This window comes from Epilithonimonas zeae, from assembly GCF_023278365.1.
GTDB classification, from domain to species: domain Bacteria; phylum Bacteroidota; class Bacteroidia; order Flavobacteriales; family Weeksellaceae; genus Epilithonimonas; species Epilithonimonas zeae_A.
The window spans coordinates 866,639-891,687 of the sequence record NZ_CP075338.1 but is presented as its reverse complement, the minus strand read 5'-3'; the positions used below and the strand labels follow the sequence as shown (position 1 = coordinate 891,687).

At 34.7% G+C, this 25,049-nt stretch carries 25 protein-coding genes; 14 read left to right on the top strand and 11 right to left on the bottom strand.

Features of this window, described 5'->3' with window-relative positions:
- The first annotated feature begins 141 nt into the window (after window positions 1-141).
- The 5 genes from recQ to KI430_RS03800 all read left to right on the top strand — a co-directional run bounded on the left by recQ (window position 142) and on the right by KI430_RS03800 (window position 5,378).
- Window positions 142-2,352, top strand: a complete 2,211-nt coding sequence (gene recQ / locus KI430_RS03820; RefSeq protein ID WP_248876947.1) for a DNA helicase RecQ — start codon at window positions 142-144, stop codon at window positions 2,350-2,352.
- Between the two features lie 146 nt (window positions 2,353-2,498).
- Complete coding sequence (locus KI430_RS03815) at window positions 2,499-2,906, top strand: hypothetical protein (protein ID WP_248876946.1); 408 nt, start codon at window positions 2,499-2,501, stop codon at window positions 2,904-2,906.
- 9 nt (window positions 2,907-2,915) lie between these two features.
- Window positions 2,916-3,986, top strand: a complete 1,071-nt coding sequence (locus tag KI430_RS03810; protein WP_248876945.1) for a glycosyltransferase — start codon at window positions 2,916-2,918, stop codon at window positions 3,984-3,986.
- A 13-nt stretch (window positions 3,987-3,999) separates the two neighbouring features.
- Window positions 4,000-4,920, top strand: a complete 921-nt coding sequence (locus tag KI430_RS03805; protein ID WP_248876944.1) for a sterol desaturase family protein — start codon at window positions 4,000-4,002, stop codon at window positions 4,918-4,920.
- Between the two features lie 2 nt (window positions 4,921-4,922).
- Window positions 4,923-5,378: a hypothetical protein gene (locus KI430_RS03800; protein ID WP_248876943.1), complete on the top strand. Its 456-nt coding sequence runs from the start codon at window positions 4,923-4,925 to the stop codon at window positions 5,376-5,378.
- Window positions 5,379-5,412: 34 nt separating this feature from the next.
- Here KI430_RS03800 and KI430_RS03795 read toward each other — a convergent pair whose 3' ends face one another.
- Both KI430_RS03795 and mnmD read right to left on the bottom strand, forming a co-directional pair.
- Window positions 5,413-5,829, bottom strand: coding sequence for an NUDIX domain-containing protein (locus tag KI430_RS03795; RefSeq protein WP_248876942.1), 417 nt, complete (start codon window positions 5,827-5,829; stop codon window positions 5,413-5,415).
- A 33-nt stretch (window positions 5,830-5,862) separates the two neighbouring features.
- A complete protein-coding gene (gene mnmD / locus KI430_RS03790; protein WP_248876941.1) occupies window positions 5,863-6,537 on the bottom strand; it encodes a tRNA (5-methylaminomethyl-2-thiouridine)(34)-methyltransferase MnmD in 675 nt (224 codons plus the stop codon).
- 83 nt (window positions 6,538-6,620) lie between these two features.
- Here mnmD and KI430_RS03785 point away from each other — a divergent pair, with 83 nt between their 5' ends.
- The 3 genes from KI430_RS03785 (at window position 6,621) to KI430_RS03775 (ending at window position 9,454) form a co-directional block, all read left to right on the top strand.
- On the top strand, window positions 6,621-7,691 hold the full coding sequence (locus KI430_RS03785) for a branched-chain amino acid aminotransferase (RefSeq protein ID WP_074234689.1): 1,071 nt from the start codon (window positions 6,621-6,623) through the stop codon (window positions 7,689-7,691).
- 134 nt (window positions 7,692-7,825) lie between these two features.
- Window positions 7,826-8,338 carry an FKBP-type peptidyl-prolyl cis-trans isomerase gene (locus KI430_RS03780; RefSeq protein ID WP_248876940.1) on the top strand — a complete coding sequence of 171 codons (513 nt, stop codon included), beginning with the start codon at window positions 7,826-7,828 and terminating at the stop codon, window positions 8,336-8,338.
- A gap of 18 nt (window positions 8,339-8,356) precedes the next feature.
- Complete coding sequence (locus tag KI430_RS03775) at window positions 8,357-9,454, top strand: peptidylprolyl isomerase (RefSeq protein ID WP_248876939.1); 1,098 nt, start codon at window positions 8,357-8,359, stop codon at window positions 9,452-9,454.
- 51 nt (window positions 9,455-9,505) lie between these two features.
- On the opposite strand, the gene KI430_RS03770 is transcribed toward KI430_RS03775, so the two are convergent.
- From KI430_RS03770 to KI430_RS03745, 6 genes are all read right to left on the bottom strand, one after another.
- Complete coding sequence (locus tag KI430_RS03770; RefSeq protein ID WP_248876938.1) at window positions 9,506-10,042, bottom strand: biliverdin-producing heme oxygenase; 537 nt, start codon at window positions 10,040-10,042, stop codon at window positions 9,506-9,508.
- Entirely contained in the window at window positions 10,023-12,224 is a 2,202-nt protein-coding gene (locus KI430_RS03765) for an ATP-binding protein (RefSeq protein ID WP_248876937.1), read from the bottom strand. The genes KI430_RS03770 and KI430_RS03765 overlap by 20 nt, the downstream gene beginning before the upstream one ends.
- A 216-nt stretch (window positions 12,225-12,440) precedes the next feature.
- Window positions 12,441-13,682 (bottom strand): DUF1015 domain-containing protein, encoded by a 1,242-nt coding sequence (locus KI430_RS03760; protein ID WP_248876936.1) that lies wholly within the window; start codon window positions 13,680-13,682, stop codon window positions 12,441-12,443.
- A gap of 3 nt (window positions 13,683-13,685) precedes the next feature.
- Window positions 13,686-14,642, bottom strand: coding sequence for a D-2-hydroxyacid dehydrogenase (locus tag KI430_RS03755; protein WP_248876935.1), 957 nt, complete (start codon window positions 14,640-14,642; stop codon window positions 13,686-13,688).
- Between the two features lie 163 nt (window positions 14,643-14,805).
- A complete protein-coding gene (serC, locus tag KI430_RS03750) occupies window positions 14,806-15,861 on the bottom strand; it encodes a 3-phosphoserine/phosphohydroxythreonine transaminase (RefSeq protein WP_248876934.1) in 1,056 nt (351 codons plus the stop codon).
- Between the two features lie 133 nt (window positions 15,862-15,994).
- Entirely contained in the window at window positions 15,995-16,345 is a 351-nt protein-coding gene (locus KI430_RS03745; RefSeq protein WP_248876933.1) for a 4Fe-4S binding protein, read from the bottom strand.
- 49 nt (window positions 16,346-16,394) lie between these two features.
- Between KI430_RS03745 and KI430_RS03740 the strand changes: the two genes are divergently transcribed.
- The gene (locus tag KI430_RS03740; protein WP_248876932.1) at window positions 16,395-17,429 is read left to right on the top strand and encodes an acyl-CoA reductase; all 1,035 of its coding nucleotides are present in this window, start codon (window positions 16,395-16,397) and stop codon (window positions 17,427-17,429) included.
- Between the two features lie 52 nt (window positions 17,430-17,481).
- The gene (locus tag KI430_RS03735; RefSeq protein WP_147366820.1) at window positions 17,482-17,919 is read left to right on the top strand and encodes a lipocalin family protein; all 438 of its coding nucleotides are present in this window, start codon (window positions 17,482-17,484) and stop codon (window positions 17,917-17,919) included.
- Between the two features lie 43 nt (window positions 17,920-17,962).
- Here the strand turns inward: KI430_RS03735 and KI430_RS03730 are convergent, their stop codons facing one another.
- Together KI430_RS03730 and KI430_RS03725 are read right to left on the bottom strand one after the other, a co-directional pair.
- On the bottom strand, window positions 17,963-18,277 hold the full coding sequence (locus KI430_RS03730) for a DUF3817 domain-containing protein (RefSeq protein WP_248876931.1): 315 nt from the start codon (window positions 18,275-18,277) through the stop codon (window positions 17,963-17,965).
- Between the two features lie 128 nt (window positions 18,278-18,405).
- Window positions 18,406-18,960 carry a hypothetical protein gene (locus tag KI430_RS03725; protein WP_248876930.1) on the bottom strand — a complete coding sequence of 185 codons (555 nt, stop codon included), beginning with the start codon at window positions 18,958-18,960 and terminating at the stop codon, window positions 18,406-18,408.
- 274 nt (window positions 18,961-19,234) lie between these two features.
- On the opposite strand from KI430_RS03725, the gene KI430_RS03720 reads away from it, so the two are divergent.
- From KI430_RS03720 to KI430_RS03710, 3 genes are all read left to right on the top strand, one after another.
- Entirely contained in the window at window positions 19,235-19,381 is a 147-nt protein-coding gene (locus KI430_RS03720) for a hypothetical protein (protein ID WP_248876929.1), read from the top strand.
- An 86-nt stretch (window positions 19,382-19,467) separates the two neighbouring features.
- Window positions 19,468-19,956: a hypothetical protein gene (locus KI430_RS03715; RefSeq protein WP_248876928.1), complete on the top strand. Its 489-nt coding sequence runs from the start codon at window positions 19,468-19,470 to the stop codon at window positions 19,954-19,956.
- 327 nt (window positions 19,957-20,283) lie between these two features.
- Window positions 20,284-21,138 (top strand): hypothetical protein, encoded by an 855-nt coding sequence (locus KI430_RS03710; RefSeq protein ID WP_248876927.1) that lies wholly within the window; start codon window positions 20,284-20,286, stop codon window positions 21,136-21,138.
- Window positions 21,139-21,779: 641 nt separating this feature from the next.
- Here KI430_RS03710 and KI430_RS18070 read toward each other — a convergent pair.
- On the bottom strand, window positions 21,780-21,914 hold the full coding sequence (locus KI430_RS18070; protein ID WP_317231442.1) for a GIY-YIG nuclease family protein: 135 nt from the start codon (window positions 21,912-21,914) through the stop codon (window positions 21,780-21,782).
- Between the two features lie 186 nt (window positions 21,915-22,100).
- On the opposite strand from KI430_RS18070, the gene KI430_RS03700 reads away from it, so the two are divergent.
- The gene (locus tag KI430_RS03700; protein ID WP_248876926.1) at window positions 22,101-25,013 is read left to right on the top strand and encodes a M16 family metallopeptidase; all 2,913 of its coding nucleotides are present in this window, start codon (window positions 22,101-22,103) and stop codon (window positions 25,011-25,013) included.
- The last annotated feature ends 36 nt before the right edge of the window (window positions 25,014-25,049 follow it).

Here is a 25,049-nt window from a genome sequence, read left to right as displayed (position 1 = left end):
ATATTTTGTATCTTCACGCTAATATTTTAACAGAACAAAATGAAGTTTTTTAGCTTCATTTTTTTATCCCTAAAACTTAGGATATTTACCATTAATGTATAACCTTCAATAAAATGCAAATTTAGCAAACTATATTAAAGGATGGACACAAAAGACATCAACTTATCTGCTGAACTCAAAAAATATTTCGGATTTTCAAAATTCAAAGGTCAGCAAGAGCAGATTATACAAGAACTTCTCGGTGGCAAAGATATATTTGTTTTGATGCCGACTGGTGGTGGAAAATCACTTTGTTATCAGCTTCCGGCATTGATTTCTGAAGGAACAGCGATTGTTGTTTCACCATTGATTGCATTGATGAAAAATCAGGTAGATGCTGTCAACGGTTTATCTTCAGACGAAGGTGTTGCCCATGTTCTGAATTCTTCTCTTAATAAAACCCAGACCAAGCAAGTGATGGATGACATCACAGCTGGTAAAACCAAACTGCTTTATGTCGCTCCGGAATCTCTTATCAAGGAAGAATATCTTGAGTTCCTAAAAGCTGTGAAAATCTCTTTTGTTGCGATAGACGAGGCACACTGTATCTCAGAATGGGGACACGATTTCCGTCCTGAATATAGAAACCTAAAAGGTATAATTGATAAAATTGCGGATGTGCCTGTAATTGCATTAACGGCTACTGCAACCCCAAAAGTTCAGGATGATATTCAGAAAACTTTGGGAATGAACAATGCTTTGGTTTTCAAGGAAAGTTTTAACAGAGCTAATTTGTTTTACGAAATCCGTCCGAAAGTCAATGTAGATAAAGAAATCTTAAGATTCATCAATCAACATAAAGGAAAATCAGGAATTGTCTATTGTCTTAGCAGAAGAAAAGTGGAAGAATTTGCTCAGCTTTTGCAAGTTAACGGCGTAAATGCTTTGCCTTATCACGCTGGATTAGATCAAAAATTAAGAGTCGCTAATCAGGATAAGTTCTTGATGGAAGAAGCAGATGTGATTGTTGCAACTATTGCATTCGGGATGGGAATTGATAAGCCGGATGTTCGATTTGTAATTCATTATGATATCCCGAAATCTTTGGAAAGTTATTATCAGGAAACTGGTCGTGCAGGCAGAGATGGAGGAGAAGGACATTGTTTGGCTTTCTACGATCCGAAAGATATTGAGAAATTAGAAAAATTCTTAGCTCAAAAACCGGTTTCGGAAAGAGAAATTGGGCTTCAATTGCTTAATGAAGTTGTAGGTTATGCAGAAACTTCAATGAGCAGAAGACAATATTTGCTTTATTATTTTGGAGAAAAATTTGACCCGGTAAAAGGAGAAGGTGCTCTGATGTGTGATAATTCGCAAAATCCACCAAAACTAAAAGATGCTGGACAGGACTTGAAAAAAGTTTTAGAAATGATCAAATCTTTGGGTGAAAAATTCCGTACAAAGGATTTGATTTCCATTATCGCCGGCAAAGAATCTGCGGTTACCAAATCTTATAAATTGGAGCAGACAGAATTTTTCGGATTCGGAAAGGCTGAAAGTGATAACTATTGGAAATCTATTATCAGACAAGCAACTGTTCAGGATTTCCTGAAAAAAGATATTGAAACTTATGGTGTTTTAAAAATTTCTGAAAAAGGAAATGAATTCATCAACGGTAAAAACAAACAATCATTCTTCATAGCAGAAGACAGAGAATATGATCTTGTGCAATCCAAATCAAAAGCGGATAGCGAGCAAGTTCAAACTCAAGCAGGAGGTGGATTGGATCAATTATTATTTGGTCAATTGAAAGAACTTCGTAAGACTGTTGCTAAAAAACACGGGATTCCGCCATATACGGTTTTTATGGATCCAAGTCTGGAAGATATGACGGTACAATATCCGATAACTGTAGAAGAAGTTGCAAAAATCTATGGTGTTGGTGAAGGAAAAGCCAGAAAGTACGGAAAAGAATTTGCTGACTTTATTAAGAAATATGTTGAGGATAATGAGATAGAAAGAACTCAGGATATGGTGATGAAACAGGTGGCCAACAAATCCAGTCACAAAGTATTTATCATTCAAAACACCGATAAAAAGATTGATCTGGAGGATATTGCTAAAGCAAAAAATCTTTCGATGACAGAGCTTCTTTCTGAAATGGAAAGTATCATTTATCAAGGTACAAAACTGAATATCGATTATTATATTGATGAGAATTTTGATGAAGATATTGTTGAAGAGTTTATGGATTTTATGAAAAACTCAGAAAGTGACAGTATGAAAACTTTGCTTGCAGAATATGGCGACGATTTGACTGATGAAGAAGTGAGGATTCTAAGAATCAAATTTATTAGTGATGTAGCTAATTAAAAAGTAAGCATGATTCTGAACAATAATGAAATTATATTAAAAGAAATTTTTCCAAGGAAGAGTTTCTTTTTTAATTTAACTGAGAAAATCAGAATAGTTTTTTCTTTTTTTTTGATCTAGCAATTTCTATTGTGTTTCTATTTAATATGAAATCATTCTTCTTGATTATTGCTTTTAGTATATTTTCGACAGCATTATATATTACTTTTTTTAGATGGATAATAAGATATTTTAATTTGATGAATAATTATTACATCATTACTAACCAAAGAATTATTATTGCAAATAGTAAAAATAAAAAAGTAAAGAAACAATTATATCTAAATGAAATAGATCAAGTAAATGCTGAAATGAACAATAAGTTTTTTGGAAATATCATTTTTGGAGAACCAGAAAATATTTTTGGAAGAAATGATGAACCATTTTCTTTATTTAATAGAAGGAGAATGAATTTCGACGAAGATAAATATGCTTTTCTAAGCGTTGAAGGAATTGATGAAATTATTCCAATTTTTGAAAAATTAGATTTAAAAATCAACAAGACTTTTTACTAATTTTGAGTTATGAAAAAATCAATCATTTTCATATTACCCGATTTGGAAACAGGAGGAGCCGAGCGTATTGTAACTACAATTGCCAATCATCTCCCCAGAGACAAATTTTCACCAGCGATTCTTTTGTTAAGGAAAGAAGGTGCCTATCTTGATCTGTTAAAGCCAGATGTGGAAATTATTGATATCCAGACGCCAAGGATCAGACATTCTTTAAAGCCCATTCTTCTGGAAATCAAGCGTAGAAAACCAGATATTGTGTTTTCAGGCTTTGGAGAAGTAAATGCTTATCTATCATTATTCATAAAACTTTTTCCAAAAACTAAATTCATCGCAAGAGAAACCAATGTTGTTTCTCAACACATTACAAGAAAAGAGATCAGATTTTTCTATAAGTTCTACAATAATTACGATAAGATCATAGCTCAAAGTAATGATATGGAAGTGGATCTGATCAAGAATTTTGGGATTAAGAAAAAGAAACTATTTAAAATTAATAATCCTGTTGATGTCAATTTCATAGAAGAAAGACTAAAACAATCGGAACGGCCAATAGAGTTTTCTCATCAGCATAAAAATGTTGTTGCTATTGGAAATTTGTCAGCTAGAAAAGGATTTGATAATCTTCTGAAAGTATTTTCCAGACTCAAAAATCAGAATATTTTACTTCATATCCTTGGTGATGGAAAAGATAAAGAAATGCTTTTGCAGATGAAAGAAATGTTGGGGTTGGATCACGTTATTTTTCACGGAAAAAAAAGCAATCCTTATCAATATTTAAAATTTGCTGATCTGTTCATTTTGTCTTCCAGATATGAAGGTTTTCCAAATGTACTGTTGGAGGCCGGAATTTGTGGCGTTTATTCTTTAGCTAACAATTGTCCCGGCGGAATTGATGAGATTATTATCGATCAAGTCAACGGTGAAATCTCCAACATTGAAAACTATGATGATTTTGCTGAAAAAATAAAGCATTCTGTTCATAGGAGCGATGATAAAGATAATATCAAAGCTTCTATAAAATCTCGTTTTTCTTCCGAAATTATCCTGAGAAAATATGAAGATCTGCTTTGGAATTTATAAAAACTAAATAAACATGTTAGACGAAATTTTCAGCGAAAACGGGCAGGGAATTATCTATATGTGGTCAATCCCGATCCATGCGATTGTGATTTTAGGAGAGATGATTTACAGTCATTTCAACAGAGAAAAATTATATGAGACCAAAGACGTTTTGTCCAATGTCTATTTGGCAATTCTTAATTACGGTTTGGATTTGCTAATGAAAGGTGTTTCTATGGCTGTTATGTTTTTCTTTTACCATCATCGCCTTTTTACTTGGGAATTCAATGTTTGGTATTTTGTAGCTGTTTTTGTTTTGCAGGATTTTGCTTATTATGTTTTGCACTATGTAGATCATCATTCCAGAGCATTTTGGGCAGTTCATATTACACATCATAGTTCGGATCATTTCAATATAACAACAGGCTTCAGAAGTCCTGTTTTACAACCGTTGTACAGGTATTTGTACTTTTCGCCTTTAGCATTTTTAGGATTTAATCCTTGGCATATTATGGTGGCATATTCGGTATTACAGGTTTATGGAACTTGGGTTCATACGCAAACCGTTAAGAATCTTGGTTTTCTGGAGTGGTTTATGGTCACACCTTCTCATCATAGAGTTCACCACGCTTGTAACATCCGATATCTTGACAGAAATATGGGAATGGCTCTGATTATTTGGGACAGAATTTTTGGAACATTTGAAAAAGAAGTTCCCGAAGTTCCTATCAAATACGGAATTTATCCTAAAATGGAAGACAAAGGTCCTGTTGATCTTGTTTTCTACGAATGGAAAAAAATCGCACGTGATCTAAAACAGCCTGACTTAAAATTTAGCGATAAGTTGAAATATCTTTTCTATTCTCCAGGCTGGCGACATGATGGAAAAGGAAAAACAGTTAGGGATTACCAGCGAGAAGAATTGGAAAGAAGAATAAAAAAACAAGCATCATAATTATGAGAAAATTGATTTCATACATTGCGTTATTATTAATTTTAATTAATTGCAATTCATCAGTCAAATCAGGAGATTCGATTCTTAATCAAGAAATTCCTTACAAGGAAGCAAAAAATTATTTCGTTAAAAATAATATGGATGCTGCAATTGATGATCCTAAGTTTGAAACTCAGGAAGAATTTGATCAGGTTTTTGGAATGGCAACTACAATGGGAGAAAATGGAAAACCCACACCAATTGATTTTTCTAAAGAATTTGTTGTCGCACAGATCGAAGATCCTTCAAATCAAAGTATAGAATTAAAACCAGTTTCTATTCGAAAAAACAGCAATATTCTCGAAATTAAATACAAAAAAGTTGTTGGTGAAAGCCAGTCATATACAACTCAAACTGCAATGATTTTGATTATTGACAGAAAGTACGATGGCGATGTTAATTTTGTTGAAGTAAAATAATTATAAAAGAAATTAAATAAAAAATTCCTGAATCTTACTTCAGGAATTTTTGTTTTGCTATATCGAAAACGCGCTTGTCAATTGTTAATGGAAAAGGATTTTCACCTTCTAACGGAATCCATTCTGTCTTTTCTATACAAGGATCCAGAATTAAAAGATCTTCTTCATTTAAGATTTCAGCCAGATAATAAATTGTAATCAATTGCTCATTATCCCGGAATCTGGAAACCAGAAAGTCGTCTTGTGTATAAAAATGGTCTTTAATTTCAATTTCAAGATTCAGTTCTTCCTGAAACTCTCTTTTAAGGCATTCCAAAGTACTTTCCCCAAACTCTAATCCGCCGCCAGGTAATTTTAGAAGATGATCTCCGGCATATTCTTCGTGAAGCGCAAGAACTTTGTTGTCTTTTATACAAAGTGCATACACCCGAATGTTGATTTTGTCTATCATATATTGTGATTTGCTGTCCCTAATTTAGGGAAATTATTTTTTCCAGGCATTGATCATTTCTCTTTTGCCAGGAGGACCTTGTTTTTTTTCGACTTCAAAACCTAATTCTATCAAAGCTCTTCTCACACTGCCTTTTGATGAATAAGTTGTTAATAATCCTCCGGTTTTCATTTTGGAAGCTACTATTTCAAATATCTCTTTTTCCCAAAGATCTGGCTGAACTCTGGCTCCGAAACAATCGAAATAAACCAAATCGATGGCAGGCAAGTCCATATTTTTTATGTTGAAAAAGTCATCTTTAATTTTTTTAAGATGAAAATGAGAATCCAATTCAACTAATTTTTCCCATTGCTTTTCATGAATTTTTAGAGACAAATCTTTAACAATTTGGTTCGGAAATAATTCAGAATAAGACAATTCTGAAGCTTCATGAAAAAATATCGGATATTTTTCGACCCCAAAATAATTGATTTTATGATTTTTATCATTTCGCAAATATGCATCAAATGTTACCAAAACGTTAAGACCTGTTCCAAAACCTAACTCTAAAATATTAATTTCGTAACTATTTATTAAATCTAGTCCATTTTTGATAAATACGTGATTAGCTTCTTGCAAAGCGCCGTGTTTGGAGTGGTAGGTCTCTTCTAATCCGTTGATTAATAAAGTTTTACTCCCGTCACTTGTCCGGATTAATTCTCTTTTCAAAGTATTTTTTTTCAAATTTAACATAAATTTTGATTATTAAAAAATTATTATATATTTGTAATACCTCAACAAAAAATTAAAAAATGATAATTCAAAAATCTACCAACCCAAGAATCTCAACCTTCGATCCTAATAATTTCTCATTCGGCAATACTTTCATAGATCATATGATTATTTGTGAGTATGAGAATGGAAAATGGGGGGATGTACAACTTGTTCCTTATGGTCCAATCGGTTTTACCCCAGCAATGATGGGGGTGAATTATGGACAGGCTTGTTTTGAGGGTATGAAAGCTTATAAAGATAATAACGGCCAGGTATTCCTTTTCCGTCCTGAAAAGAACTTTCAAAGGATTAACAAATCCGCAAAAAGATTGGCAATTCCTGAGATTTCCGAAGAAATCTTTATGGAAGGGTTGAAAGCTTTAGTTGATATTGACAGAGACTGGATCCCACAGGGAGAAGGAACATCACTTTATATAAGACCATTATTATTCGCAACAGAAGAGGCTCTTAAAGCTAGAATCTCTGAAAAATATATGTTTGCAATTGTAGCAACACCGGCAAAAAGTTATTACACTGCTCCGGTATCAGTTAAAATTTCTGATCATTATTCCAGAGCGGCAAGTGGAGGTGTAGGTGCTGCAAAAGCTGCGGGTAATTATGCCGCTTCTTTCTATCCAACTCAGTTGGCTATAGAAGAAGGTTATGAGCAAATTATCTGGACAGACGATTGTTCACACGAATACTTTGAAGAAAGTGGAACAATGAACGTTTTTGTTAGAATCAACGATACTATTTATACACCTAAAACATCTGATAAGATTTTGGATGGTGTTACCAGAGATAGTTTTATCCAGTTGGCTAAGAAAAGAGGAATTGAAGTAGTAATTGGAGATGTAAAAGTTTCAGATGTCATCGAAGCTCAGAAAAACGGAACTTTGAAAGAAGTTTGGGGCGTAGGGACAGCTGTTGTTACAAGTATCTTTGAAGCCTTAGGTTACCAAGGTGAACACCTTACTTTACCTAAACTGTCTGATGAAGAAAGTTTTGCTGCGCAATTGAAGGCAGATCTTGTCAATATCCAGACTAATAATTCTGAAGATCCTTTTGGATGGAGATATTTAGTCGAAGAAAATGTATACAGTGTATAGAATTAAATAAAAAGTAAATTGAAAAGTGAAAACCGGAAATAATTTTCCGGTTTTTATTTTAATATCAATTAAGTCTTTGAAAATTCTTAATTTTGCAAAAGTTTTTTGAGGCATTTCAAAGAACAATATTGGAAATGAAACAACTATTTTACATCTCAATTTTCGCATTAGCTTCATCTTGCGCAAAACACGCACCTGCACATCATTCGGAGGAGCAATATATGTCTGAAAGCGAAATGGAAGTTTCTAAGAACAGAACGAAAGAACTCAACAGTTTGGAAAGAGCTCAGATAGAAGACTGGATGAAAGCTCAGGATGTAAAATATTATCCAATGGGAATGAATTATTGGGTGAATATTGGAGATTTGGAAAAACAACCTCGCAAGAATAACGGTGAAAAGATTTCTTATCAATACGACATCTATGATTTTGACAGAACCAAATTGTACGATACTCCAATTCAAAATACGAATGTGGAATTCGGACATTTTGTAGAAATGGATGCTGTGGAAGATGTGATCAGGTATTTAAAAAAAGGTGAGGAAGCAGAGATCCTGGTACCTTCGGTTTTAGCTTATGGAACCTATGGCGACAACAAAAAAATTACCAATGATATGCCTTTAATCATTAAAGTAAAAGTATTATAACCAACGATATTATAAACTATGAAGAAAATTATAGCACTTTCTATAACATTATTAACACTATTAAATTGTAAAACATTGGAAATAGACAAAGAAGTTTATAAAAGCTTGCCAGACGGGCTTTACGGTAATTTTGTAACAAGCAAAGGTGATATCCTTGTAAAATTCGAAGATGAAAAATCTCCGGTAACTGTTGCTAATTTTGTTGGTCTTGCAGAAGGTAAGATCGAGAACAAATCTAAGAAAAAAGGAGAGCCTTTCTATGACGGAACTATTTTCCACAGAGTGATCAAAGATTTTATGATCCAAGGTGGAGATCCGCAAGGAACAGGAATGGGAGATCCTGGATATAAATTTGCTGATGAGAAAAACGACCTTCAGCACACTGGAAAAGGAATTTTATCTATGGCGAATTCCGGGCCTAACACCAACGGTTCTCAGTTCTTCATTACAGAAGTTGCAACGCCTTGGTTAGACGGAAGACATACAATTTTTGGAAAAGTTGTGGGTGGTGAAGCAGTTATCGATTCTATTGCTAACGTAGAAAAAGGTGCTCAGGACAAACCAAAAACTGATGTTGTTTTGACCAAAGTGGCGGTTTTCAGCAAAGGCGATGCTTACAAGCATTATGATGCTGCAAAAATCTTCTCTGAGGGAAAAGAAAAAATCGAAGAAAAAAACAAAGCTTATTTGGCAAAAGCTGAAGAAGAGAAAGCTAAGAAATTGGCAGAGTTCGCAGCGAATCAAGAGAAGTTAGTCAATGAAATGAAAGCTGGAATGCAATCTACGCCTTCTGGTCTTTTTTACAAGATTACTAAAACTTCTACTGGAGCAAACCCAACTGCAGGACAAACAGTTGCGGTACATTATGCCGGGAAATTGATCAACGGAGAAGAGTTTGATAATTCTTTCAAAAGAGGGCAGCCTATCGATATTCCGATCGGGGTTGGTCAGGTAATCAAAGGCTGGGATGAAGGTATTCTTTTACTGAAAGAAGGAGAAACTGCAACATTATTGATTCCGCCAGCTTTAGGATACGGAGAAAGAGGAGCGGGAGGCGTTATTCCACCTAACTCTTGGTTGGTTTTCGATGTAGAATTGGTGAAAATCGAGAAATAATTTCGAAACAAATAAAAAGAAAACGGAGCGAATTAATTTCGCTCCGTTTTTTTATGCTAATAACTGATAAGCTTTCTTCGCTCCGGTAACACAATCATTGTATTGTTCTTCAGTAATTCTATCATCAATAATGGATTTGAATTCCTGCCAGTAAGGTCCCGTATTCTCACCATAAACTCCAAAATAATTGAATTCTACATTCTCAAATTCCGGGTTCTTTTTAAGTTGTTTTGCTATGACATTTCCTCCAAGTGTAGAACCTTCCATCACATACAAAGCGCCGAAAGCTTCAGCTTCGTTTTCCAGATTTTGAGCCGGATTTTCAGTTTCAGTTTCGATGTTCAAATTGTTTAAATCAACTTTCAGTGCATCTATTTTACTTCTTAATTCCAATTTCAGTTCAGGATAAGCTTTCAATTGTTCCTGAATTTGAGGTTCGTATCTGCTGATTAATTTATAATTATGAATCAAAAGCGTTTTATAATCATCTAAAGTGTAAGACTTATCAAAAATCTTTTGGGATTGTAATTTTGCTTCTGTGTCGTCGTGTTGTTGTTTAGTCTGTTCCTTAAGAAATACTGAAATCATAATTGGGTTTTTGAAAATTTAATATAAATGTTGTTCCTTTTCCGCTTTCACTTTCATAACTTATTTTTCCGCCCATTTTTTCCATAAGATGATGAACAATACTCAACCCAACACCATTTCCTTTGAATTCCTTCGCATTATTCATTCTGCTGAAAATCTTAAACATTTTGCCGGACTCTTTTTTGTCAATACCAATTCCGTTATCTGTGATTTTGTAAGTTACTGTATCTTCATAGACTTCACCAACTATTTTCACTAATGGCTTTTCTGATCTGGAAGAATATTTCACTGCATTGCCAATGACATTGCCGAAGACTTGATAAATCATTGTTTTGTCACCCAAAACTTCCGGCGTATTTTCGATAATGATTTCCGTGTGAGGTGAGTTGAAGCTTAGTTTAGAATCTTCAGCTAGCGTATTGATTAAGGCATCAACTTCAATTCTTTTCAGTTCAATTTCAGATTTTTTGATTCTGCTTAGTTCCAAAACATTTCGGATCATCTCACTCATCGTATCAACCTGAATAATAATATTATCCAAAGATTTCTGGACATTCTCCGGATCGGGAATCTTTTTTGCAACCTGCGCATTCAGTTTGATGACAGTAAGCGGCGTATTGAGATCGTGCGAAATCGTATGAGAAAAAGAATCTAATTCCTGGTTCAGTTCTTTTAATTGGTTGTTAAGATCAACAATTTGGGATGATTTGGTATGTGAGGCTTTTAGAATTACTGAAGTAATCCATCTTGCAGATTCTATTTCTTTGATTTTCCAGGGTAGGGAGGTGCCTTTCACATATTCTTTCCAAACTTCAAAAGATTTTCTTGGCGAGAATTTGATGATTTCCACACCATCTTTGATTTCGGAAACTGTTCCTTTTTCAGGTTTTCCAGCCCATTTGATTTTCTGACCTTGTTCTTTTCTCAGCCAGATCAACATATCAGACGTGTTGCTTCCTAAAACACTAGTGATAATTCCACAACTGATTTCCGGATTGTCCAATTCTACATTGATGTCCTGGCAAAGTGTGTTGGTGATAAAAATATTCTCTTCAAAATTATGATTATTCTCTCTACTCCAAATGATAATTTTCTCAATATCAGAATGATTGGGAACGTTACCGGCAGTTAAGATTTCATTATTAATTTTAATTATCATTCCATCCGCAGCACAACTGTCCATAATATCTTTGATATTAGTCTCCAGTGCTTTTCCAAAATCTTCCTCACTCAAAAGGTTTTGGCGAAGTGAAATATTATTAAGATTGATTCTCTGATATTCTTTCAAAGTCTGCAGAGATTTGTAAGATGCAAAAGCATTGGACGAAGTTCTGGTCAATGTTTCTGCCAATAACCTGGATTGCAGATCAAGATGTTTTGGTGCTGCATTTTGACAGGCCACCATTCCCCACAATTCTCCATTTACAATAATCGATGTGCTAAAGCTCGATTCTACGTGAGCATTTTTGAGATATTCTCTATGAACAGGAGAAGAAGAACGTGTTACGCTGTAAGTCAAATCCATTTGTTCTCTTGGAATCACGCCAACTATAGGAAAGGTTTTTCCGGAAACGTGAGAAGTGATTCTTACCGGATTTTTAAGATATAAAGCTCTTGCCTGAGCGGGAATATCAGATTCCGGATAATGTAAATGCAGATAGCTTTCAAGATTGGGTTTTACCAACTCTTCTATAACCTGGCCGCTGCCATCGTACAAGAATTGATAAATCATTGCTCTGTCAAAATCAATAATATCCTGAATTTCTTTTAAAAGAATTTTCCAAATGTTTTCGTCATTTGAGTTCCTAAGAATATGTTGGATTGCCGCATATTCTTTATTGATTTTATGATTTGGGATTACCTTTTCTATCTCAAAAAAAGTGATTTCATTATTGGTGTGTATACTTAAAGTATATTCTTCATCTTTGAAATCAAAATGTTGAATAGCAAGTTCTTGATTGTTGGAATAATTATCCCAATTGATATCAAGATTTAGTTCACTTAATAAAACTTTGATGTCTTTACCAAGTATGGAAGAGTCGAGAGAAAAGAACGCTAGAATATTCTCGCTATAGGAAACTATTTTAGAGTTTTGGGTACCTATCAGATAACCGTATTCCTGCACTTCTCCGCAGATGTGAATAGGCTCCTGATCACAATTGATATATTCTTTTGGGTACATATTTGATTATTAATTAGATATACCTTTTGTGTTTTAAGAAGTAAAGATAAACATTAAAATTAACTAATGTTAATTTTATTTGATTATTGCTATTCTTATGAATATTTTATCGTTTAAATCACTGAATTTCAATTTGAAAAGTTAAAACATAACATTATTAGTAATAAAAAAAGAGAAACAAACCTTGCTTCTCTTTATAAATATTACGTAGTACATCTATTTCATATCGTACATCACTAGAGCCGTAATCAACTTTGGTTCAATCAAAGTACATTTTGGTGGCATTTTTATTTCCTTGTCAGAAATTTTCAGAAGGTCTGAGAAACTAATAGGATAGATTCCAAAACCTACTTTATAATCGCCACTGTCCACTTTATCTTTTAGTTCAGAAATTCCTGCTGTATCAGAGGTTCCTTTTAGATAAGTGATTTTATCGGTATGCTTCGCATTTTCGATTCCGATTATATTTTCGAAAATATATTTGTCAACCAAATGGTGGTCTAGGTCGTTACCGTTTCTGTTTTCCTCACGGATGTTGTGCTTCACGTGCAAACTGTAAAATTTACCACCAAGATACATACTGATGTGGAATTTTTGAGAGGGGAAATAAGGTGTTTCGCCTTTTTCGTGAATCTGGAAATCTTCTCTTAGTTTTTCAAGGAATTCTTCATCAGATAAACCATTGATATCCTTAAGGAGACGATTGTAATCGTTAATTTTTATAGATTGGTTGGAAACGATAAAACTGTAAACAAAGTTGTAATGTTCCGTCCCGTGAGACCTTTTGTATTTGTCTCTTTGTTTTTTAGCATATTCTGCAACAGAACCAATTCTGTGGTGTCCATCGGCGATATAAAACGAATCGATTGGGTCAAGAACTTCTTTGAATTGCTGAAGTTTCAATCTATTATCGATCCTCCAAATCTTATGTCTTACTTTTTTGTCGTCGGTATAATTGATGATTGGAACATTTTTCTGTTCATGATTCATCAAAAGTTCTACTTTGGAATTGGAATGATAAGTTAAAAGAACTGGCTCAGCCTGTACACCTACTTTTTCAAGGTAATGTGCCATTTTCATTCTTCTTTCTGTAATTGTGGATTCGTGCTTTTTGATTTTTCCTTCCCAGAAATCATCTACACTTACCAATCCCATCAATCCTCTGAAACTGGTTTTGTCCGGAAGCGTCTGTTCATATAAATAATAAGCAGAATCGTCTTGAGTTAGTTTTTTATCATCCAATAATTCTTCGAAATTAGACCTTATCTTTCGCAGATTTCTATCAACATCTTTGGATTTACTTACGACCGCAGGCTTTATCATCTGGATATAAGAATCATCCTGCTGTGCTTTTTTATTGATTTCTTCCTGCGTAAAATTATCCAAAGAATAAGTAGGGAAAATCTCAATAAAATCAGGATTTGGTCTGATTCCTCTAAATGGTTTAAATACTGGCATATATTATAGTTGAGCTTTTATTTTTATAATTTGTTGTGCTAATTCTTCTCCAATTCTGTTTTGGGCATCCATCGTATTACCGCCAACGTGAGGGGAAAGAGATAGAGCAGGATTCATTAGGATTAATACTTCCGGAGTTGGTTCTTTTTCAAAAACATCCAATGCAGCGCCGTAGACTTTTCCACTTTCAATAGCATCCAAAAGAGCTACTTCATTGATAACTCCACCTCTTGCTGTATTAGCAATGAAAACACCTTCTTTCATCAGTTCCAATTCTTTAGAATCAATCAAATATTCATCTGTAAGACCTGTATTAAGGCTTATGAAATCTGATTTTTTTAAAACTTCATCTAAATTTACAGATTTAATTTCGAAATCCAAGAATTGACCATCGAAAAAGCTAAGCTGAATATTCTCAGTTTTTGGAGTTCTGTTGTAAGCTAAGACTTTCATTCCGAGAGAAATCCCCATTTTGATGACTTCAATTCCGATATTTCCCATTCCGATAACGCCTAATGTTTTTCCAGAAAGTTCAGTTGCATTATTGAATGATTTTTTTAAAGCATTGAAGTTGGTTTCTCCTTCCAAAGGCATCAGTCTGTTACTCTCGTGAAGAAATCTTGCTAATGAAAAAAAATGTGCGAAAACTAACTCCGCTACAGATTTGCAAGAAGCTTTCGGAGTGTTGATAATGTAAATACCTTTATCAATTGCATATTCTACATCAATGTTGTCCATCCCGATTCCGCCTCGTCCAATGATTTTCAAATTTGGACATTCATCAATTAAATTTTTTCTAACCTGCGTGGCGCTTCTTACCAAAAGAACATCAACTTGGTTGTCATTGATGAATTTGCTCAGATGTTCAGGAGATACTCTGGCTTCCAAAACCGAAATATCTGCTTCTTTCAAAAGTTGAATTCCCGTTTCGGAGAGTCCATCATTAGCTAATACAATCATTGTTTAATTCAAAAAATCCTTTAGTTACTGAGTTTCCTTAACTTGTTTGAGTTAAAAATCAAGGTTGGCTAAGATACGACTTTTTCTTCTGATTAACATTATTTTAACAAAAAAACGTCCTGAATTAACAAGGACGTTTCTGATTTATAATGAGAAAAGTTGATTAAATACTTTTCATCACATCTACTAAAACCTGTACGCTTTCGATTGGCATTGCGTTGTAAATACTTGCTCTGTAACCGCCAACACTTCTGTGTCCATTCAGTCCGCTGATTCCTGCAGCTTTCCAAGCTGTATCAAAAGCTTCTTGTTTAGACTCGTCTGTCAAAGTGAAAGTCACATTCATAAAAGAACGGTCTTCTATAGCAGCTACACCTTTGAAGTTTGGATTGTTATCAATCTCGTCATAAAGCAATTTAGCTTTTGCATTATTTTTAGCTTCAGCAGCTGCAATTCCGCCGTTTTCTTCCAAATGTTTTAATGTTAAATAAGAAGCATAAACTGCAAAAACCGGAGGTGTGTTAGACATAGATTCTTTATCGATATGAACCGAATAATCCAAATAAGTTGGAATCGTTCTTCCTGTTTTTCCAAGAATTGATTTTTTTACCACAACCAAAGTTGCTCCAGCCGGACCCATGTTTTTCTGAGCACCTGCATAGATCAGATCAAATTGAGAAAAATCCAACTCTCTGCTGAAAATATCAGAAGACATATCGCAAACCAGAAGTGTATCTACTTTCGGGAAAGATTTTATCTGAGTTCCAAAAATCGTATTGTTAGAAGTACAGTGGAAATAATCATATTCTGAACCAACTGTAAAATCTTTCGGGATATAGTTATAATTAGATTCCTTAGAAGAAGCAACAACATCTACATTACCGATCATTTTAGCTTCTTTGATTGCGCCAGAAGCCCAAGTTCCAGTATTGGTATAAGCCGCTTTTCCGTTCACAGACAAAAGATTGTAAGGAACCATAAGGAATTGAAGGCTTGCTCCACCTTGCAGATACAAAACCTCATAATCATCTCCAAGATTCATCAATCTTTTTACAATAGCACGAGCCTCGTCCATCACAGCAACAAAATCTTTGCTTCTATGCGAGATTTCCAAAAGTGACAAACCGATTCCGTTGAAATCAAGAATCGCTTCTGATGCTTTTTGAAAAACTTCCTGAGGAAGAATGCTAGGACCTGCGCTAAAATTATGTTTTTTCATTTATTTATTTTTTTGTCCGATGTCCGATGTTGGGAGACGGATGTTTTTAATATTATGTTTTCAGAATTAGAATTTAAGCAAACTTCCGAAAACGAATTGTAATCTTCGGTCATTCAACTTCTAAATTCTGACATTATTCGTTGTGAAGGAAAGCTTTTTTCGCCAACAATTCTTCTTCTGTTTCTACATTATCTTCATCGGGAACACAACAGTCAACAGGGCAAACAGCTGCGCACTGTGGTTCCTCGTGGAAACCTTTACACTCGGTACATTTGTCGGTTACAATGAAGTAATAATCATCTTCCACAGGCTGTTGGGCAGCATCTGCGTTAACGGAAAGTCCGGAAGATAAAACCACCATTCCTTTCAAAGATGTCCCTTCGGACGCTTTCCAATCTACTGCTCCTTCATAGATGGCGGTGTTCGGACATTCCGGTTCACAAGCGCCACAATTGATACATTCGTCAGTTATCTTGATAGCCATTGCTATTTTATTTTTAATTTTGCACAAAATTACAAAAAAAAAGCCAGCTATGCTGAACGAATACAAAATTTCAGGACTTGAAAAATTAGGAGAATTCATCCAAAATTTCATTAAAAATGATGATGACCATTACAACGAAAAAGAAGAGCGATTGGCTTATCTGATGAAGCGTTCTGAAATCGAAAATCCGTGGTTCACGCAAGAGAATCAAAGATATAATTTGCAACAATGGGCAAGTCTTTTCACAAAAGAAAATATTGAAAATTGGCTGTCCAAATATCAGTTATCAAATACATCTAAAAGAGTAGGATTGATATTGGCTGGAAATATCCCGTTGGTTGGATTTCATGATATTATTTCAGTGGTTTTGAGTAATCATATTCCGGTTATCAAATTATCTTCAAAAGATCGATTGGTTTTACCTTTTTTATTAGAATTATGGAATGAATTTTCTAATAACGGAATCGAATATCACATCGTAGAAAGATTAGAAAACTTTGATGCTGTGATTGCAACAGGAAGCAACAACACAGCAAGATATTTAGAATATTATTTCAAAGATAATCTAAGCATCATCAGAAAAAATAGAACTTCTATTGCGGTCTTGAAAGGTGATGAAACTGATGAAGAATTACAATTATTAGCCGATGATATATTCCGATATTATGGACTGGGCTGCAGAAATGTAACCCGAATTTTGATTCCAAAAGAAATGAAACTGGATGGACTTTTTGAGAATTTTATCAATTATAAAGATATCATCAATCATAACAAATATGCGAATAATTACGATTATAACAGAGCTATTTATCTGTTGAATCAAGACCAGTTCTGGGATAATAATTTTGTAATGCTGAAGGAAGATGAGAAGTTGTTCAGTCCGTTGTCTGTGATTAATTTTTCACGTTATGAAACCTTGGAAGAAGTGAAGCAATTTGTTGAAGATAATAAAGAAGAAATCCAAACAATTGTAGCTAAACCAGAATTGGGATTAGAATCGATAGGTTTTGGAGAAACACAAAATCCTTCGTTGGATACTTACGCAGATAATGTGGACACGATGGCTTTTTTGCGTGTGATTTAAAATAATAAATTATCAAAGAAAAAATCTTTATTTTAGTAAAAAGTTACGAAAAATGAAAAAGAATATCTTATTAGCACTATGTACCATCGGTCTTTTAGCAAGCTCTTGTTCAAAGGATGAAGAAAGTACCCAGGAGTTTTCCATTGTTGGCATTTGGAGTCCATCCAGAGAAATCGTGGTTGGCAGCAATGGTGTAACCATCTCCAATACGGCTTACACCGATTGTTATAAGGCCAGCACTTTTGATTTCAAGTCTGATAATAAAATGACATCGCATATTTATAACACAGACGGAGCAGGGGATTGTAAAAATTATGGTATCGTAACGGTCTCTTACAGTTATGATCATAATGCAAAAAAACTTATTATCGACGGAGAAGATGTTGAAATAGTAAGTAGAACCAATAACGAATTGCAGTTCGTATCAGACTATGATGATGTGGATGGTGACGGCAAAGATGATAAGATTGTAACTGTTTTGGTTAAATAAAATCCAAATAAAAAGACCAGTTTAAATAAAAGCTGGTCTTTTTTTATTGAGCCGACAGTGATTCCTGCTTCAATTGCTTATCAATCAGGAAAGGCAGAAAGGGAAGTACCGATGCAATCAGATAATAAACAACTCTCAAAATATTCCAACGGTATTTAAAAGCTGCTGCAATCAGCACCGCAAAGTAGAAAAGAAACAACCAACCGTGGATCCATCCCATATATTTGACACCTTCTGGGATATCCCAAATATATTTTAAAGGCATTGCAATAAACAACAGAATCAAATAAGAAATGGCTTCCACCACAGCCGTATGACGATAAAGATTGATTAGTTTGAATTTTTTACCTTCTGACATTATATGTTGATTTGAAATAATATTGATATTAAAAAGACAAAGAAACGAATTACATCCTAGAATCTAAAGGCGAATCCTGTTCCGAAGTTAAAATTTTCATCAATATTCATAAGCATTTTCAAATTCTATTAGTTTCCCCAATTAACATTCAGGTTATTTTCTTTGGCAAAAGCTTTTCCGTCATCCATCAGATCGATATACATCTGTTCGAATTTCGTCGCATATTTTTGTTCAATAGCACTGATGATTTCGTCTTTCTTGGCTTGGTCTGCTTTGCTGTCGCAGAGTTTTGCATAATTGGTGTATTCATTTTTATAGACAGGGATGACATATTCATACAACGCTACAGATTTTTCCTTGATGGCCTTTCTGTCGTCAGAATTAGCATTCAGCGCTTTGATATCGTTCAAAGATTTTTCCAGATAAGCGATTTTGTTATTGACCATTGTTATGGCTTCGTTGCCTTTCTTCTTGCTGGAAGGGATGTCAGCAAATTCTACCGTTTCATCATTAATATGTTTTGCCAAAATCGGGGTTGCAAAATCATTGATGGTATTGGTATTCAGAACTGCAATTCCAAAAAATTGGTCTGGAGATTCTGAACAGGATTGAAGTGAAAGCGAAAAGATAGCAACCATTGCCGCGGCAGAATACTTGGTAATAGTTTGTGTAATGTTTTGCATAATGATATAAAATTTAATTTTTTTGACTGATTCCGAATAACAATTTAGTTTTCAACAAGAACCGAATGCCGATGTCTATTGAGAAAAACCATTAATTGCCCAGCCCAGTCTGGTAGCAAATTTCAGACCTTTTAAACCAATGCAGATACAACATTGTCGTAAGGCTTTTATTCTCCGTTCCTTTAAATTTTTCTGTATTAAGACTATTTTTAGTCGAACCATTGCTGTATCAATATTTTAGATATATTTGTCTTACACACAAATGATATTAAAAATGATTACAAAATCTCCATTTTGCCAAGATTTACCGCTGGCAAAATCTGCAACAGCAGAACAATCCAACCTCAACATTACATCTCAGACAGTCTTTGGAATATTTTCAGGGATTAATGATGTGATTAATTTCCCAATCACACTCTAGATAATTGATATACCGACAAGCATTGCCACTTGCTGTATATTCTTTATAATTCACTTTAATATTAATTTTTAAAAACAAAAAGACAAATGGCACTAGAAAATTTAATCAGTGTAGAGTTCTCCAATGCAGAACTTACAAAACTAGACGACGCTATCAGCATCATCGAATCTGTGTTGATAGGCAAAACCATCAACCTGACGCCCGAACAGCGCCAGCAGTACGGCAGTATCGCCGAGCAGAACAAACTCTTTGTGAACAAAGCCAAAGGCTATATGGAGCAGTGTCCGCAGTATGTTCCGCCGTTTTTGGACAAAGCCGAGTATGACAAAGATTATGATGCAAGGCAACAGATGGAAAGCCGTATGCAAAGACTGAATTCTTTGACCGAGCAGTTCTCTGACACCAAGATTTTGCTGGATTTTGACAACTATCACAACTCGCTGACGTTTTACCGAAATGTGAAATATCTGTCCAGCGAAAACGTTCCGGGTACCAATGTTATCTACGACGATATGAAGCAGTTTTTTATTGCGCCAACGTCCACCATTCCTGGAGAATCTGAAAAACAAGATTAGTCTGGAGGGGGTGGTTCGGGAGGGGGGGGTACCCCCCTCCCGAACCACCCTTTACCCGGTTCCGAAATGGTTGCAACCGGTCTCGAACTACCTGCGACTGGTTGTACAAGTGGTCATACCCACTTACCTAACCACCTTTGGGTGGTCTACAACCGCCCTAGACCACTTAGGTAACCACCTGCAACCGGTTATGGAAATGGTTACAGCCGGTTCTAAACCCGTTGCAACCACTTGACCAACCACCTTTAGCCACTTGTGAAGTGGATGAAGGTGTTTTTTTGTTAGTTTTAATGATAAAGTTTAATTTTAGATATTTACAAAAAAATTATGATTGATATTTGTAAGTTGGATTTACAAAAAAAAGAATTGAAACATAGTCATATAATTCCAAAATTTACTTTTGACTATCTGAAATCTACAGGAAGTAAATATCTTCGAAATATTGAAAATCCAGATATCAGGCATCAAGATGGAACTAAAGAATATTTATTATGTAATGATTGTGAACAGCTTTTTAGCAAACGTGAAAGATGGTTTGCTAATAATATATTTTTCCCTTATTTAAAAGAGAATAAAACAGAATTCCAATACGATGAAAATCTTGGCTATTTTGTAATTTCTATGCTTTGGAGAGTTTTAATAAATCAACTAAGTCATCCTTCTGTGAAGAATGAAATTCTTCTTAGTTTTTTAAAAGATGTAGAGTCTGAATGGCGAGAATTTTTAATAAATTTTAAGTATCCAATAAACTTTAACAACCTAAACATATTTTTCACAGATAGACTAATTTACAATGGCAATTCAAATTTGCTAAACTCCGATTTGTATTTTACACGATTTATTGATGCGACGATTGTACATAATAATGATTTTTCTAAAGTAGCAATTTATGCCAAGTTTTTACGGTTCATATTTTGGGCACCAGTAAAAGGTTATAGATACGAAAATCAAACAACTACTATAAAATTAAATAATGGCATTTTAAATATTCCTCAAGAATTAAATGACAAATTTATCAGTAGTTTTTTTTTGAATAGAATTAAACAAATTGACCAAGCGAAGCAACCTAATCAACAGCAAACTGATAAAATGTGGAAGGAAATAGAAAAAAATGAAAAAGAATTCTGGGATAGTGATGCAGGACAATCAATGCTAAATGATTTGAGGAACTTTAAACAATAATTGTGAAAATCCATAAAAAATTTTCTTGCTGACTTATAAAGATTCAATAAAGATGAGAATAGAAGGTAATAAGATAATTGGTTTTGGAAAAACAAACGATACAATTGGAATGCTGAAGGAAAGATAATTTAACCCAAAACAATCCCTATCTTTGATTAACAGGCAAAAACAACGCTAATGAGTTTGGAACTAAGAAAACATTTTGAGGAATTAATAACGTTATCAGACGGGGAGTTTGCAAGGTTATTGTCATTGCGAACAAAGTGAAGCAATCTCAAAAAACATTCATCTAAACGTATTTTAAGTTGAGATAAAAAATACCATTCAAAATAGTAGAGGTGATTCGTAATGATATTGATAGAGATTGCTTCGCTATCGCTCGCAATGACAGTGGTAATTACAAATTAAAATTATTAAAGATTGCTTCACTCATGTTCGTAATGACATTTTTGAGATTGCTTCGCTGTCGCTCGCAATGACGGTTGCATCTAATAAAATGGATCAAAGATATCTTTAATATCATCATACAAATCTTTCCAATCAGGATTAATTGACTGAATCAAATCTATTTTCTTTTGTCTGGAACCAGCTTTTATTTGTTTTTCTCTGGCAATAGCATCTCCAATCTCCTGAAAAGATTCCTAATAAACCAATTTGTACAAATTATATCTGCTGGTAAAGCTGTTTTGATATTTGTTCTGTCTGTGTTCTATGACTCTTTGGGGCAAATTGGATGTAGCACCAACGTATAATGTAGTGTTGTTTTTATTGGTCATTATATAAATAAAGCCAGGTTTCATATCCTAAAATTAATAAAAGATTGGTTTAATTCGTTGGCAATGACAAAATCAAATATTATTTTTCAAAAGACCATTCTTTATTCATCTAAGTAACAATTTTCAATTCTTTGTGACTAATAAAATGTTGCGTAAATTACGCTCCGAAAAAATAAAAGTATTACTATGAAGAAACTATTTATTTCGATTTCACTATTATTTATGATGAATGCAATGGCACAGAAATTTGAAACACAAACTGCTACAGATAAACAAGGCTATACCTACGAGACGGTAAAAAACGACCAATCGGGCGTTAGGGTTTACACCTTAAAAAACGGACTGAAAGTTTATCTTGCTAAAAATGATGATGCACCAAGAATCCAGACTTACATTCCTGTAAGAACAGGTTCTAATAACGACCCAAGCGACAATACAGGATTAGCACATTACCTGGAACATATGGTTTTCAAGGGAACTTCTAAATTGGGAACCAGCGACTGGGCAAAAGAAAAAGCATTGTTGGCACAGATTTCCGACTTGTATGAACAGCACAAAGCAGAAAAAGATCCTGCAAAGAAAAAAGCATTATACAAGAAAATCGATGAGGTTTCTCAGGAAGCGTCAAAATATGCGATTGCTAACGAATATGATAAAGCGATCTCTTCTCTTGGAGCAACCGGAACCAATGCGCACACCTGGCTGGACGAAACGGTTTACAAAAACAATATTCCATCCAATGAACTGGAAAAATGGCTAAAAGTTGAACACGAGCGTTTCTCTGAATTGGTTTTGAGATTATTCCACACAGAGTTGGAAGCGGTTTACGAAGAGTACAACCGTGCTCAGGATAATGATGGAAGATTGGTGAATTATGCCATGATGGAAGCGCTTTTCCCAAAACATCCAAATGGTCAGCAAACGACAATTGGAACATCTGAGCATTTGAAAAGTCCTTCTATGGTGGCGATTCATAAATATTTTGATACTTATTATGTGCCTAATAATATGGCAGTAGTTTTAGTTGGTGATTTAGATTTTGATAAAACAATTAAACTGGTGGATCAGTATTTTGGCACATTCAAATATAAAGAGTTGCCGATGAAGAAAATGGTTTCTGAAGAGCCAATGACGAGCATTGTCTCAAGAACCGTGAAAAGCCCTTCTGCACCAAGAATGACCTTGGCCTGGAGAACAGATTCTAACGGAACCCAGGAAGCCAGATTAGCTGATGTAGTTGCAGAGATATTAAGTAACAGCGGTGACGCAGGTTTAATCGACCTTAACATCAACCAAAAACAAAAAACATTAGGTGCTGGTGCTTACGAATCGCCTTTCAAAACGTATGGTGCATTTGTTTTAAGCGTGGTTCCAAAAGATGGACAAAGTTTTGATGATGCTAAGAAATTGCTATTGGAACAAATCGATTTAGTTAAGAAAGGACAATTCCCAGACTGGATGCTGAACGCAATAGTAAATGATTTAAAAGTTCAGAGAATGAAACGTTGGGAAACGGCAGATGGATTGGCTACAACATTATATTCAACTTACATAGGTAACAGAACGTGGGAGCAGGAGCTGGACGAAATCAACCAATACGAAGCGATTACCAAGGCGGATGTAGTAAAGTTTGCTAACGAATTCTTCAAGGATAACTATGTTGTTGTTTACAAAGAAAAAGGTGTGAATGATAAACTGGTGCGTGTAGAAAACCCGGGAATCACACCAATTAAACTGAACAGAGAGGCGCAATCGCCTTTCCTGAAAGACATTATCAATACCAAATCTTCTGACATCAAACCAGAGTTCATTGATTTCAAAACCGCCATTGCAACCTCTACAATCAAAGACAAAAAAGTTAGCTTCATCAAGAATAAATACAATGAAGTGGCTCAGGTGAATTATGTTTTCCCTTTCGGGACTGATAATGACAAAGAACTGGCGCTTGGTGTAACGGTTCTTCAATATCTTGGAACGGATAAATACACGCCGGAACAACTGAAAGAAGAGTTTTACAAACTGGGAATTACGAATCAATTCAGAACGTCAAACGACCAGATGATTATTGCGCTAAGTGGATTGGAAAGCAATATGAAGAAAGGAGTAGAGCTGATGAATCACTGGATCAATAACGTGAAAGCAGATCAAGCTATCTACGACCAAACGGTTAATACCATTTTGGAATCCAGAGAAGTGGCGAAGAAAGACAAGAACAGGATAATGGCTGCGTTGGCTAACTATGCTAAATTTGGTAAAGACTCCAGAATGACGGATGTGATTTCTAAAGACCGTTTGAAAAGCATTAACGTGACTGAATTGATTTCTAAAATCAAAACACTTAACGAATATCCTTACGAAGTTTTCCTTTACGGAGAAGACCAAAAAGGATTGGAAAAAGCGGTGAAGCCTTACATTGTTAATACAAAACTACAGCCTGCAGCTGCTAAAGAATACGCTGAACCTGCAACTGCCGGAAAAGTATATTTTACCCCGTATGATATGGTGCAGATGGAAATGTCTAAGGTTGCAAAGGCTGGTAATGTGAATGTCGCAAACTTCGGAAAAGCGAGTGTTTTCAATGAATATTTTGGGCGTGGATTGTCTTCTATCGTGTTCCAGGAGATCAGAGAAAGTAAGTCTCTGGCATATTCAGCTTATGTATCTTATGCCAATGCGACGGAGAAAAATCACGCGAACTATGTGACTAACTACATCGGAACTCAAGCTAACAAATTACCATTAGCAGTTGCTGCAATGGGTGATCTAATGGCAGAATTACCTCAAATCCCGGCTCAGTTCGAGAATGCAAAAGGATCTGCTTTGAAACAAATCGCATCTAACAGAATCAACCGAACGGTAACTTACTACAATCAGTTATCGCTTAAGAAATTAGGAATAGATTATGATGTGAGAAAAGATATCTATGCAGAGATCCAAAAACTGACTTTGCCGGAATTAACCAGTTTCTACAATACCGAAATCAAACCGTTGCAATACAACACCGCAATCATCGGTAAAAAAGAAAACCTGAATATGGAGTCTATCAACAAGATGGGAACTTTCACAGAAGTAAGTCTTGAAGAGATTTTCGGATATTAATCTTAATTGATTTTTAAATAAGAAAAGTGGAGCAGA

Coding starts and splice junctions, on each gene's coding strand:
- KI430_RS03730 (WP_248876931.1), bottom strand. CDS start 18,277: ATGTCAGAAGGTAAAAAATTCAAACTAATCAATCTTTATCGTCATACG.
- KI430_RS03785 (WP_074234689.1), top strand. CDS start 6,621: ATGATAATTCAAAAATCTACCAACCCAAGAATCTCAACCTTCGATCCT.
- KI430_RS03710 (WP_248876927.1), top strand. CDS start 20,284: ATGATTGATATTTGTAAGTTGGATTTACAAAAAAAAGAATTGAAACAT.
- KI430_RS03760 (WP_248876936.1), bottom strand. CDS start 13,682: ATGCCAGTATTTAAACCATTTAGAGGAATCAGACCAAATCCTGATTTT.
- KI430_RS03745 (WP_248876933.1), bottom strand. CDS start 16,345: ATGGCTATCAAGATAACTGACGAATGTATCAATTGTGGCGCTTGTGAA.
- KI430_RS03780 (WP_248876940.1), top strand. CDS start 7,826: ATGAAACAACTATTTTACATCTCAATTTTCGCATTAGCTTCATCTTGC.
- KI430_RS03775 (WP_248876939.1), top strand. CDS start 8,357: ATGAAGAAAATTATAGCACTTTCTATAACATTATTAACACTATTAAAT.
- KI430_RS03715 (WP_248876928.1), top strand. CDS start 19,468: ATGGCACTAGAAAATTTAATCAGTGTAGAGTTCTCCAATGCAGAACTT.
- KI430_RS03700 (WP_248876926.1), top strand. CDS start 22,101: ATGAAGAAACTATTTATTTCGATTTCACTATTATTTATGATGAATGCA.
- recQ (WP_248876947.1), top strand. CDS start 142: ATGGACACAAAAGACATCAACTTATCTGCTGAACTCAAAAAATATTTC.
- KI430_RS18070 (WP_317231442.1), bottom strand. CDS start 21,914: ATGACCAATAAAAACAACACTACATTATACGTTGGTGCTACATCCAAT.
- KI430_RS03795 (WP_248876942.1), bottom strand. CDS start 5,829: ATGATAGACAAAATCAACATTCGGGTGTATGCACTTTGTATAAAAGAC.
- KI430_RS03740 (WP_248876932.1), top strand. CDS start 16,395: ATGCTGAACGAATACAAAATTTCAGGACTTGAAAAATTAGGAGAATTC.
- KI430_RS03805 (WP_248876944.1), top strand. CDS start 4,000: ATGTTAGACGAAATTTTCAGCGAAAACGGGCAGGGAATTATCTATATG.
- KI430_RS03800 (WP_248876943.1), top strand. CDS start 4,923: ATGAGAAAATTGATTTCATACATTGCGTTATTATTAATTTTAATTAAT.
- KI430_RS03815 (WP_248876946.1), top strand. CDS start 2,499: ATGAAATCATTCTTCTTGATTATTGCTTTTAGTATATTTTCGACAGCA.
- KI430_RS03725 (WP_248876930.1), bottom strand. CDS start 18,960: ATGCAAAACATTACACAAACTATTACCAAGTATTCTGCCGCGGCAATG.
- KI430_RS03810 (WP_248876945.1), top strand. CDS start 2,916: ATGAAAAAATCAATCATTTTCATATTACCCGATTTGGAAACAGGAGGA.
- serC (WP_248876934.1), bottom strand. CDS start 15,861: ATGAAAAAACATAATTTTAGCGCAGGTCCTAGCATTCTTCCTCAGGAA.
- KI430_RS03770 (WP_248876938.1), bottom strand. CDS start 10,042: ATGATTTCAGTATTTCTTAAGGAACAGACTAAACAACAACACGACGAC.
- KI430_RS03755 (WP_248876935.1), bottom strand. CDS start 14,642: ATGATTGTATTAGCTAATGATGGACTCTCCGAAACGGGAATTCAACTT.
- KI430_RS03720 (WP_248876929.1), top strand. CDS start 19,235: ATGATTACAAAATCTCCATTTTGCCAAGATTTACCGCTGGCAAAATCT.
- KI430_RS03735 (WP_147366820.1), top strand. CDS start 17,482: ATGAAAAAGAATATCTTATTAGCACTATGTACCATCGGTCTTTTAGCA.
- KI430_RS03765 (WP_248876937.1), bottom strand. CDS start 12,224: ATGTACCCAAAAGAATATATCAATTGTGATCAGGAGCCTATTCACATC.